The organism is Haloarcula vallismortis ATCC 29715, assembly GCF_000337775.1.
In the GTDB taxonomy this organism is placed as follows: Archaea; Halobacteriota; Halobacteria; order Halobacteriales; family Haloarculaceae; genus Haloarcula; species Haloarcula vallismortis.
This window is the reverse complement of sequence record NZ_AOLQ01000065.1, coordinates 101,553-113,077: the sequence shown is the minus strand read 5'-3', so window position 1 is coordinate 113,077 and position 11,525 is coordinate 101,553. Positions and strand designations below refer to the sequence as shown.

Below are 11,525 nucleotides of genomic sequence, written 5' to 3'. Positions count from 1 at the left end.
CATGGTCACGTGTCGAGCGAGAGACAATCAATACCACGGGACAGAGTGGCGATTGGGACCGCTTCGAACCGAGTGAGGGCTGTGTGATCGAGCGCCCGCACAGCCCGCGACACCGGTTTCGGGCACTGGCACTTTGCGTTGTCCTCGTATCGAGAAATCGCCGGACATCGGCCCGATACTGACTGAGAACAGTGCTATTCACAGCGCTTTTATGCGGTCCATCGATGATATACGACAGATGGTACGCCTGGTCGTCGCCAGTCTCGTGCTGGTTCTCTTGCTTGGAAGCGGTGCCGCGCCGCTGGCGGTGGCACAGTCGGCCGACGAGAGCGTCGGCGTCCAGACGCCCGACAGGTTCGACCGGACGACGTTTCAGGTCACGCTGTATCAAAACGGATCTGCGGAGTGGGCCATCGTCCACAGGACCCCGCTCGTGAACGAATCCGAGCAACAGCAGTTCGAGGAGTTCGCCACGGAGTTCGAGCAGTCGGAGCAGCCATTATACCAGAGCTTCGTCGAGCAATCGACGCTGCTGACACAGTACGGGACGAACGTGACTGGCCGGACCATGAGTGCAACCGACTACGACCGGTCGGCGACGGTCGACCCGCTACAGAACACCGGCACGGTGCGGATGTCGTTCCGCTGGCAAAACTTCGCTGTCGTTGAGGGTGACTCTGTCGTGGTCAGTGACGTATTCGATGGCGGGTTCTACATCGGGCCGAGCCAGTCGTTCGTTTTTGAGCGCGGCCCCGAGCTGGCGTTCGTCGACGTCCAGCCAGAACCGGACTCACAGAGCGCTCCCGGCTCACTCGAAAGCAGCACGAGCGTCACGTGGAACGGCGAGCAGTCGTTCAACGACCGTCGGCCATACGTGGAACTACGGCCGCGCGAAACCGGACAGAGCGCTGGTACTGAGCGAGACACCACGGCGGGCGGTGACAGCCCCGACGAGGTCGCCGGCGGGCCGTCGTGGATGCTCCCGGCCGCTGTCGTCTTCATCGTCATCGTCGCTGGCGGTGTGGCCGCGTGGCGGTCCGGCGCGCTGGGACAGGTGCTGGGGACCGACGACGACGAACCGCAGGCTTCGACACCGTCGGCCACTGCGAACACAGCGGAGCCGTCGACGGCTGCGTCGGGCGCTGCAACGGCTGACACCGACGAACCGGCAGTCCCCGACGAGGAACTACTCACCGACAGCGACCGCGTCCGCAAACTGCTGGAGGAGAACGGCGGTCGAATGAAGCAGGTCGACATCGTCGACAGCACCGACTGGTCGAAATCGAAGGTGAGCATGCTCCTCTCGGATATGGAGGACGACGGCGACATCTCGAAACTCAGGGTCGGCCGCGAGAACATCATCAGCCTCGCCGGTCAGGAACCCGATGCCGCGGGGTCACCGTTCGACGACGAGTGAACCTGTCGGCGGTTGTGTGGCATTTCGGTACCGCGGATGTCTGTAATAGTTACAGCCAACAGTATGATAAACCAGCACAGGGCGGGGCTGAAACGCAATGATTATACGTATCTCCTCGCTACGAAGATGTGTACGCTCCGTTGGTGTAGTCCGGCCAATCATATCACCCTCTCACGGTGATGACTAGGGTTCAAATCCCTGACGGAGCATTTCTCTCCGATTCACTGAAACCGATACTGCCGAGTCCCATGACCGACAGTATTTGTGTCTCCCAGTACAACTGAGCGGTATGCGCGTCGCGGTAGTCACCGTCGGAGACGAACTGCTCAGTGGCGAGACGGTCAACACGAACGCCGCATGGCTGGGGCAACAGCTCGCGGGGCGCGGCGTCACCGTCGGGCGGACAACGGTCGTCCCCGACGAGATATCGGACATCGCCCGCGTGGTCAACGAGTATCACGCGGAGTTCGACGCCGTCATCGTCACCGGCGGCCTCGGACCGACCCACGACGACAAAACCATCGAAGCTGTCGCCGCGGCGTTCGGTCGAGATGTCGTCGAGAGCGGGGACGCCCTCGCGTGGCTGGAGGAACACGGCGGCTACACGCGCGACGACCTGACCGACGGAACCGGCGAGGTGCCGGAGGGGTCCCGTGTCCTGCCAAACCACGAAGGCGTCGCGCCCGGCTGTGTCGTCGAGAGCTGTTACGTCTTGCCGGGCGTGCCGGCCGAGATGAAGCGGATGTTCGAGGAGGTCGCCGACGAGTTCACCGGCGAGCAGCGGTACGTTCGCACTGTCGACGCCGCTGAACCAGAGAGCGCGCTGCTGGATCGACTGGCGGAGGTACAGGAGCAGTTCCCGGTCAAAGTGGGTAGCTATCCGGGCAGCCACGTGACCGTCCGGTTCGAGGGGACAGAGGAAGCGCTAGTCGAGGAGGCGGCGGCGTGGTTCAGCGAGCGCGTCGAGTCACCGACAGCGGAGTGACTACCGGTAGAGATGGTTCAGCCAGAGAAACGTAAGTAGCAGGCCACCGAGCGTGATGACCGCGCCGGACGCGTTGATAATTCCTGTCTGGACGCCACTCTGGAGTACGACTGACATAGCTGTGCGTTCTGCGTGGGGTGGCTTGAAAGGCACGCTCCCGGGCCGCTTTTGCCGCAGGGTCGCGTAGTGACGACGAATGCGACGAATCGGTGTCGTGGTCAACCCCATCGCCGGCATGGGCGGCCGCGTCGGCCTCAAGGGCACTGACGGGAAAGTCGAAGAGGCGCGCCGCCGCGGTGCGGAACAACGCGCCCCGGACCGGGCACGGATAGCGCTGGAATCGCTTGCCGAGGTCGGGCGGGATGTGGAGCTGCTCACGTACGGCGACCCGATGGGCGAGTCCATCGCTCGCGAGGCGGGGTTCGATCCGACAGTCGTTGGCACCCCGGCAAGCGCTGATGAAACAGGCAGTGAGGACACTCAGGATGCAGTCCAAGCGTTCGTCGAGTCGGATGTGGACGCCATCTTGTTTGTCGGCGGTGACGGCACAGCTGTCGACGTTGCAACGACCCTCGACAGACTGAACGCGGACATTCCGATTCTGGGTGTCCCGGCCGGAGTCAAGGTGTACTCCTCCGTGTTCGGCGTGTCGCCGCGGGCGGCCGGCCGCATCGTCGCCCGCTTCTCCGAGACGGAGCGCGCGGAGGTCAACGACATCGACGAGGATGCGTTCAGGGGCGGGGAGGTCGTCACGGAACTGCGGGCCGTCGCCACGGTCCCTATCGCCGACCAGCGCCAGTCCGCAAAGCAACTGGGCGGCGGGAGCGTCGAATCCCTCGCCGAGAGCGTCGCTGACGCCGCCGAACCGGGCGTCACGTATGTCCTCGGACCCGGGAGCACTGTCGGCGCTATCAAGGAACAACTCGGGTTCGACGGGACGACCCTCGGCGTAGATGTGTGGCGAGACGGGCAGTTGCTCGCCCGCGATGCCGCCGAATCAAATATCCTCGATGCCCTCGGCGACCGGAACGTCATCGTCGTCTCGCCTATCGGCGGGCAAGGGTTCGTGTTCGGCCGGGGGAACCAGCAGCTATCGCCGGCGGTCATCAGGAAGTGTGACCTCGAAGTCGTCGCCTCGCGGCGGAAGCTGGACGGCATCGGCACGCTCCGTGTCGACACTGGCGACCCGGAGTTAGACGAAGAACTGCGCGGCTGGCTGCGGGTCCGCGTCGGACGACACGAGCGCAGACTCGTCGAAGTCGTCTGATCTCCCAGCAACTGGTGGCGACAAGCCATGATATATCGGCACCGGTATTTTATCATGTATAGTCAAGATTAAGGTATCTCGTCCCCCACAAAGGACATATGGAAACCCGGAAAGTCCAGCGGTTGGGACCGTCAACGCTTGCGATGACGTTGCCGGCGGAGTGGGCCAGTGCGCACGACGTTGAAAAAGGCGACGAGGTGTCGCTTCGGATGGGCGGCAAAGGCACGCTGACAGTCATGCCCGAGTCTGTCCAGACTGAGGAGTCAGAGGCTATCATCCACGCGGAGAACCTCGACGCCGACTCTGTCGAGCGGGCCATCGTCGCCCAGTACGTGCTCGGCCGGCGCGTCATCCACGTCGAAGTCCCGGAGGGCGAGACGCTGGAATCCTCCCACATTAACGCCGTCTACAACGCCGAAACCCAGTTGATGGGGCTGGGCGTCATCGAAGAGACACCGGACAGAATCGCGATTCGCTGTTCCGTCGACCCGGAAGACTTCACGCTTAACAACCTCCTCGAACGGCTGGAATCGACCGGCTCGACGATGCGCAACGAAGCGGTGAAATCACTCGCACACGGCAACCCCGACCTCGCCCAGCGGGCGCTCAACCGCGAGCGGCAGGCCAATAAGATATTCGTTCTCTTGCTTCGGCTCATCTTCACGGCCTATCAGAACCCGAACCTCGCACGGGCTATCGGCCTCAACGACGGCTTCCCGCTCATCGGCTACCGCTCCATCGCGAAGAACCTCGAACTGACCGCCGACAACGCCGAGGACATCGCCGAGATCGCGCTGGAGACCGACGACCACTCGCTCAACGTCGACAGTTCGACGATGCGCCGCATCCGCGAGTTCACCGACCAGGTCAACGACATCACCGAGCTTGCGGTTCAGGCGGCCGTCGACCGCAACTACGACACTGCGATTCAGGTCCGGGAGCTGTACAAGGACATCGGCGACAAGGAACACGAGATCCTCGACGACCTGCCGGAGATGGACAACGAGGCACTGCTGGAAGTGCGTGAAGTGCTCGTCAGCCTCCAGCAGACGGCCGAGTTCGCGGTCCGGAGCGCCGAGATTGCGACGAATCTCGCGCTCAACGAGGAGTCCGAACACACGACCATCGAATAGCTCGGTACTGTCGGACGTGGCCGACTGGCTACGGCTCTCTCCTATCCGAGGAGTCCGCCGTCGTCGGTCTCTGTTTCAGTCGGAGTGGCAGTCTCTGTCCCAGCTACAGACTCAGTCGGAGTTGGCGTAGCTGTGTCAGTCGCAGTCTCTGTCTCGCTGCCGTCCAGTAGGCCGTCGTCCGTTTCTGTGTCCTCGCTGCCCAGTAGGCCGTCGTCTGTCTCCGTCTCCGTGTCGCTCGGTGTCGGGGTCGCCGTCGATTCACCGTCTGTCGTCGAACTAGCTGCCCCGTCGCCGGAATTGTTAGCGGCCTCGTCGCCGGTCGGGTACTGTGCCTTGTTGCCGAAGATGTCCGTCTCGATCTCCTGCTGGTAGTCGATGGAATCGAGGTCGACCCGGAACTGCTCCCCGCCGCCCTCAAGCACGAGATAGAAGTCGATGTAGAGGTCCGTTCGCTGATTACGCTGGAGATGCGTCACCCACCAGCGGTCTAAGTTCTCGTTCTGGATGGCGGTGTTCGCTTCCAGCGTCGTCTCCTGACCGGGACTGAGGATGTAACCGCGGTCCGTCTCGCCCTCGCCGACGGTCACGTCGTTCATCCGAATCGTGTAGCCGACCTTCGTGACCGTGTAGGGGTACGGCTTGGGGTTGTACACGTCGAACGCGAGGTTCATCGGCGTCTCTGACTGGGTGAGGTTCTCCTGGTCCCACGCGCCGCGTGTCTCGTTGATGTAGAGTACGGGGTCCGAGACGAGCGGCTGGTTCGCTTCGACCGGGCGCGTCTCGCTACTGTTGAACTGTCCGAGGAGGTCCGTCTCGATGGTTCGTGCCTGGCTAGCGGACACCGACCGCCCGCCGAGCGCCGAGGACGTGACGGTGGCGTCGATACCGACCGTGGTCGTCTCGCCGTTGTCGATGTGGGTGACCCACCACGGCGGGATGCGGTCGTTTTGCATCTCGGTGCTGAACGGCAGCGTCGTGTTCCCAGTCCCAACTCCGACGCCCTCCTTGGCCCCTTGTGCCATTTCCACGCCGTTCATTGAGATGGTATAATTGATTGCCACGCCGCCAAGCTGGACACCGACGGGGTTGGGGTTGTTCACGGTCAGATTCGTCGCCACAGCGGTCGTCTGGTTCGAGACGCCCGCGAAGTGGTTGTCCACGGACGTGACGCTGGGCGCACCCAGCACGCCAAGCGCAACGCTGCCCCCCACGGCAGCGGCGGCGACGACGACCAGAACTCCAACTATTTTCAACCGGCCCATAGTTGCACATCCATCTTCGACGGGGAGGTATATGTCCTGTGGCTCCAGCCCGAATGAACTAAGTGGGCAACACCGAAAGCGTCGTACATGAGTTCCAAGGCGTCCAAAAGCGACATGGGGATGGGTCTGGCCCTGCTGTTCGGACTCGTCTCGGTCGGTGCAGCCGTGGCCACAGCAACCAACAGCTACAACTACGCTATTTTGCACGCACAGGAGCTTGATACCGGCAACCTGCTGGTGACATCGGGCGGCGCGTTCGGGCTCGCGATGCTGGCCGCGGCCGTGGCTATCGTGGCCATCCACGCCTACGACGCCTGATACCGGTATCAGCTGCGAGAGTGTGAAGGGAACCGTTAAAAACGCTGAGACCTATTCTCTAGTATGGCCGATTACAGCAAGGAAGACCGACGCATTCTCGAATATCTCCGGGACAGCGTCTCGCGTGGGGAGAGTTACTTCCGCGCGAAGAACATCGCTGAGCAGCTCGGCCTCTCGTCGAAGCAAGTGGGCGCGCGACTCCCACGCTTAGCTGAGGAGGCCGACGAAGTCGATATCGAGAAGTGGGGACGCGCACGGTCGACGACGTGGCGTGTCACGCCGACTGGATAGCGGCCGCCGGGTTTTGCGCACTGTGATAATCGGTGGATTCATCGGACAGTAGTTCTCAGTATTCCCCATGACTGTCCGGGTCGAACGAACGATGACTGTGCCGGCCACACCGGAGCGTGTCTGGGAATTCATCACTGACCCGGATAAACGGGCTCGGCCAATTAGTGTCGTCACCGACTGGGAAATCATCGACGACACGCACGCGAACTGGTCGATCGAGCTCCCGATTCCGGTGGTCAACCAGACAATGACGGTGAAAACTGAAGATGTCGAACAGCGTCGCCCGGAGTACGCTCGCTTCATCGGTCGTTCGAAGGTGATGACCGTCCAAGGTGAACACGAACTCGAAGAGACAGCCGACGGCGGCACGAAGCTGACGAACCGGTTCATCGTCGACGGCAAGCTGCCGGGCGTCGAACGATTCTTCAAGCGGAACCTCGACGACGAGATGCAGAACCTCGAACAGGCGCTGCGGGACGACCTCGAAGTCGAAGCATGAGGCTCACGCTCGCCCAGCTAGACGTGTCGTCGGGCTCGGTGGCCGAGAACGTCGGCCGTGCGACGACCGCTATCAGGGACGCGGCCGCGGACGGCGCGGACCTCGTCGTGCTTCCGGAACTGTTCAACGTCGGCTACTTTGCGTTCGACCGCTACGCTCGCGAAGCGGAAGGGCTGGCGGGTGAGACACTCGGTCAAATTCGAAGCGTCGCCACGGAGCACGACGTGGCGGTACTGGCCGGGAGTATCGTTGAGGACCTTGAAACCAGCGCTGACAGTGGGTTCGACGTGCCTACAGATGAGGGGCTGGCGAACACCGCTGTGTTCTTTGACCGTGACGGAGAGCGCCGGGCGGTGTACCGAAAGCACCATCTGTTTGGCTACGATTCTGCAGAATCGCAGTTACTGGAGCCGGGTGAGACAGTTCCGACTGTCGACTTCGAGGACTTCACGGTCGGGGTTACCACTTGCTACGACCTCCGGTTTCCGGAGCTGTACCGCCACCTTGTTGACGAAGGCGTAACGCTGACGCTCGTGCCAAGTGCATGGCCCTATCCGCGCGTCGAACACTGGAAACTGTTCGGTCGCGCTCGCGCCGTCGAGAATCAGCTGTACGTCGCCACAGCGAACGGCGTCGGGGAATTCGAGGACGCAGAACTGCTGGGTCGGTCGACGGTGTACGACCCGTGGGGAACGACGCTGGCCAGCGCCGACGACCACCCGGCGCTGGTGACTGCCACCCTCGACCCCGCTCGCGTCAATCAGGTCCGTGAGGAGTTCCCGGCGCTCGCGGACCGCCGGACGGACTGGTCATAACTGCAATCGTCGTTTTACAAAAAGCGGCTTTTGAGCGTTCGCCGTCATTATCCCGCTCTCAGGAGGAGTACGTCTCGTATGGCTTCGCGAATCAGGGTCCTCGCTGTCGTCGGTCTCCTCCTCCTTGCCGGTTGTACTGGCATGGGCGGGAGCGGCGATGCAAGCGAGGCACAGGGCGGCGGTGACGGCGCACAGATGTCCGGCGGCGACGGGTCAAGCCAACCCGTCGAAGCGGACGCCGGGGCAAGCGATGAGGCCGGCGAGAGCATTCAGGCCGGCGACGCAGCGGCTGACCGCGCTATTATTCGCAACGGGCGGATGGTCATCGAGGTGGAGAACTACTCCACGACAGCCGACGCAATCGCCGCCCGGGCTCGCACGACCGGTGGGTACGTGAGCGACTCGAACCGCGAACTCCACCGCGACGGCAACGAGACGTGGTACACCGGCTATATCGTCGTCAGAGTGCCCAGCGAGGAGTACGAACCGACGCAATCGATGGTGAGCAAACAGGGGACGGTGCGCTCCGAGGAAACGACCACAAACGACGTGACCGACAAACTGGTCGACCTCGAAGCGCGGCTGACGAACCTCCGGGAGCGCCGCGACCGGCTGCGGACCTTCTACGAGCAGGCAAACAGCACCGAGGAGTTGCTCCGAATCGAGGAAGAACTGTCGTCGGTCCAGAGCGACATCGAACGTCTCGAAGCCCAGAAGCGTTCGCTCGAACAGCGGGTCGCCTATTCGACGTTGCGTGTCGAAATCCGCGAACCAGCCCCGGAGCCGTCGGCTCAGCAAGTGCCGTACCACGAACGGTCACTGGTCGCTGCGTTCCTCTCGTCAGCCACCGACGTGTACGTGTTCACCCGAGGCCTGCTGGTGACTGCCGCGAGTCTCGCGCCGTGGCTCGTCGCCCTCGCCGTCCCAGTTGTCGGCGGCCGGCGACTCCTCCGCAATCGGTCGCTGCCGCTGCTGGGCCGACGTGGCGGGTCGGAATCTGGCACAGAGGGCGGCGGCAATGGTAGTGACGACCCACAGCGGGAATCCACTGCGGCACCGGATACAGAGTCGCCTGATGACCAGACGTAGCTGGAACCCGACACCGGGCCTTTTTTGCGTGTGCACTCGCTACGAGTAGCTGCCGGCAAGGCGCTTTTCACGTCGATGCCGGCGCTAACGCCCGTCTCGCTGCTCGGCCACTCGGCGTCGCTCGTCCGCCAAGGCTGTCCGGACAGCCTTTTCACTCCTATCCCGGAGTCGACCCTTTCGCCTCTCCTCGCCTTTCAGATACTACCGATCTAGAACGTTCACTCAGAAGATACTGCGACGACGATACGCAGCGGGCACTGCGAGCTACCGCGTCCGTTCCCGCGCCAGCGCTTCCCGGAAGTGTTCGGGGGTAATCTCCACTTCGCTGGCGTTCTCTGTCGCCTCTTCCGGGCCGTAGGCAGACGCGACCTCTCGGATCGCTAGCATCGACGCTTCCCGGACGACGGCCTCAAGCTCTGCACCGGAGAAGCCGTCAGTCTCTTCGGCGAGGTCCTCGATAGCGACCGTCTCCGCGAGCGGTTTCCCCTCGGTGTGGACGGCCAGAATCTCTTCGCGGGCTTGGTGGTCGGGGTTCGGCACTTCGACGTGCTGTTCGAGACGGCCCGGCCGCAACAGCGCGTCGTCGATCATGTCCCGGCGGTTGGTCGCGGCCAGCACGACCAGATTGGGGTTCTCGGTGATGCCGTCCAGTTCGGCGAGCAGTTGCGAGACGACGCGCTCGGTGACCTCGTTGCCCTGCCCGCGGTGGCTGGCGATGGCGTCGATCTCGTCGAGGAAGATGATACTCGGGGCAGTCTGTCGGGCGCGCTCGAACAGTTCCCGGACGGCTTCCTCGCTCTCGCCGACGTAGCGGTCCATGATTTCGGGACCGGCGACGTGGATGAAGTTCACGTCGCTCTCGCCGGCGACGGCCCGAGCGAGCAGGGTTTTGCCGGTCCCCGGAGGCCCGTACAGCAAGATGCCACTCGGCGGGTCGGTGTTGGTCGCGGTGAACAACTCACCGTACGACAGCGGCCACTCGATGGTCTCGGTCAGCGTCTGTTTGACATCGGACAGCCCACCCACGTCGTCGAAGGTCGCGCTCGGCGACTCGGCGACGTATTCCCGCATCGCGCTGGGGTCGACCGTCGCGAGCGCGCTTTCGAAATCGTCGCCGTGGACGTCGCCGTCGTCGCGGTCGGCCCGGAGCGCGGCCATCGCGGCTTCGGTGGTCAGCGACGCGAGGTCGGCCCCGACGAACCCGTGGGTCTGTGCGGCGATGCGGTCCAGATTCACGTCCTCGTGCAGCGGCATGTCCCGCGTGTGGACATCCATAATCTCGCGACGGCCGTTCTCGCCGGGGACGCCGATCTCGATTTCGCGGTCGAAGCGGCCGCCACGGCGCAACGCCGGGTCGATGGCGTCGACGCGGTTCGTCGCCCCAATGACGACGACCCGGCCGCGGTCTTCGAGGCCGTCCATCAGCGTGAGCAACTGGGCGACGACCCGGTTCTCCATGTCGGCGTCCTCGTCGCGAGAGCCGGCGATGGAGTCGATCTCGTCGACGAACAGGATAGCCGGGGCATTGGCCTCAGCCTTCTCGAAGGCCTCGCGCAGGCGTTCCTCGCTTTCGCCTTTGTACTTCGAGACGATTTCGGGGCCGGAGATGGTGTCAAAGTAGGCGTCAACTTCGTTGGCGACGGCACGGGCGATGAGGGTTTTCCCCGTCCCGGGCGGGCCGTGGAGCAACACGCCGCTTGGCGGGTCGATACCCAGACGGCGGAACTCCTCGGGTTCCGAGAGGGGCATCTCTATCATCTCGCGGATGCGGTCCAGTTCCTCGTCGAGGCCGCCGATGTCCTCGTAGCTCACCCCGGACTCAGTCTCGGCGGCCGGTTTGTTCGCCGCTGTTGCCTCATCGGATGGCGACTGACCCGTATCGCTGCCGCCGTCGAGGCCGGGCAGCACAGTCACTGCCGTCTCGCTGGTGACCCGAACCGGTCCTGACGGAGACGTTTTGCGGACGAGGAACGTCCCCAGTCCCTCGATGTGCGTCCGCTCGTCGGCCTGGATAATCTGGTCGACTAGCCGCTTTCTGGCCAGGCGCTCGTAATCCTCGCTGCCCGGCATCGGTTCGACCGGCTGGATGGCTATTTCAGTGGCTTCGGAGACTGTCCCGCTGGTCACTGTCACCGTGTCGCCGATGTTGACGCCGGCGTTCGCTCGGGTGTCTGAATCAATGCGGACGAACGAGCCGTCGTCGTCGTCATCTGGCCAGACCTTCACTACCGTCTTATCCTCACCCTCAATGATAACAGGTGAGCCACTCAAAACACGTAGCTCGCTGCGTGCCGAGTCTGGCAACCGTGCGATACCGCGCCCGGCGTCGCGCTTGTTCGCACCCTCGACGGTGAGTTCGATACCGGCGTCAGTGGACCCGCTCATGGCGCTTTCTTGCAATCGAACTTCCTTGAGGGTTCCCGTTGTGTTGCGGGAAAATAATATACGG

At 63.3% G+C, this 11,525-nt stretch carries 11 protein-coding genes and 1 tRNA gene; 10 read left to right on the top strand and 2 right to left on the bottom strand.

Annotation, left to right across the window (positions count from 1 at the left end):
- Positions 1-211: 211 nt before the first annotated feature.
- The 5 genes from C437_RS15495 to C437_RS15475 all read left to right on the top strand — a co-directional run bounded on the left by C437_RS15495 (position 212) and on the right by C437_RS15475 (position 4,802).
- A complete protein-coding gene (locus C437_RS15495) occupies positions 212-1,417 on the top strand; it encodes a helix-turn-helix transcriptional regulator (RefSeq protein ID WP_004517935.1) in 1,206 nt (401 codons plus the stop codon).
- Positions 1,418-1,551: 134 nt separating this feature from the next.
- A tRNA-Glu gene (locus C437_RS15490) sits at positions 1,552-1,626 on the top strand.
- Positions 1,627-1,706: 80 nt separating this feature from the next.
- Complete coding sequence (locus C437_RS15485; RefSeq protein ID WP_004517934.1) at positions 1,707-2,402, top strand: competence/damage-inducible protein A; 696 nt, start codon at positions 1,707-1,709, stop codon at positions 2,400-2,402.
- A 196-nt stretch (positions 2,403-2,598) separates the two neighbouring features.
- Complete coding sequence (locus C437_RS15480; protein WP_004517933.1) at positions 2,599-3,669, top strand: ATP-NAD kinase family protein; 1,071 nt, start codon at positions 2,599-2,601, stop codon at positions 3,667-3,669.
- 98 nt (positions 3,670-3,767) lie between these two features.
- Positions 3,768-4,802, top strand: a complete 1,035-nt coding sequence (locus C437_RS15475; protein ID WP_004517932.1) for a phosphate uptake regulator PhoU — start codon at positions 3,768-3,770, stop codon at positions 4,800-4,802.
- Between the two features lie 41 nt (positions 4,803-4,843).
- On the opposite strand, the gene C437_RS15470 is transcribed toward C437_RS15475, so the two are convergent.
- Positions 4,844-6,064 carry an LEA type 2 family protein gene (locus C437_RS15470; RefSeq protein WP_004517931.1) on the bottom strand — a complete coding sequence of 407 codons (1,221 nt, stop codon included), beginning with the start codon at positions 6,062-6,064 and terminating at the stop codon, positions 4,844-4,846.
- Between the two features lie 87 nt (positions 6,065-6,151).
- Between C437_RS15470 and C437_RS15465 the strand changes: the two genes are divergently transcribed.
- The 5 genes from C437_RS15465 (at position 6,152) to C437_RS15445 (ending at position 9,076) form a co-directional block, all read left to right on the top strand.
- Positions 6,152-6,382: a DUF7525 family protein gene (locus C437_RS15465; RefSeq protein ID WP_241431695.1), complete on the top strand. Its 231-nt coding sequence runs from the start codon at positions 6,152-6,154 to the stop codon at positions 6,380-6,382.
- Positions 6,383-6,445: 63 nt separating this feature from the next.
- Positions 6,446-6,673 (top strand): DUF7123 family protein, encoded by a 228-nt coding sequence (locus C437_RS15460; protein ID WP_004517929.1) that lies wholly within the window; start codon positions 6,446-6,448, stop codon positions 6,671-6,673.
- 67 nt (positions 6,674-6,740) lie between these two features.
- Entirely contained in the window at positions 6,741-7,172 is a 432-nt protein-coding gene (locus tag C437_RS15455; RefSeq protein ID WP_004517928.1) for an SRPBCC family protein, read from the top strand.
- Positions 7,169-7,987 (top strand): carbon-nitrogen family hydrolase, encoded by an 819-nt coding sequence (locus C437_RS15450; RefSeq protein ID WP_004517927.1) that lies wholly within the window; start codon positions 7,169-7,171, stop codon positions 7,985-7,987. Before C437_RS15455 ends, C437_RS15450 begins: the two co-directional genes overlap by 4 nt.
- 78 nt (positions 7,988-8,065) lie before the next feature.
- On the top strand, positions 8,066-9,076 hold the full coding sequence (locus tag C437_RS15445) for a DUF4349 domain-containing protein (protein WP_049919851.1): 1,011 nt from the start codon (positions 8,066-8,068) through the stop codon (positions 9,074-9,076).
- A gap of 264 nt (positions 9,077-9,340) precedes the next feature.
- Here the strand turns inward: C437_RS15445 and C437_RS15440 are convergent, their stop codons facing one another.
- Positions 9,341-11,461 (bottom strand): AAA family ATPase, encoded by a 2,121-nt coding sequence (locus C437_RS15440; RefSeq protein ID WP_004517925.1) that lies wholly within the window; start codon positions 11,459-11,461, stop codon positions 9,341-9,343.
- Between the last annotated feature and the right edge of the window lie 64 nt (positions 11,462-11,525).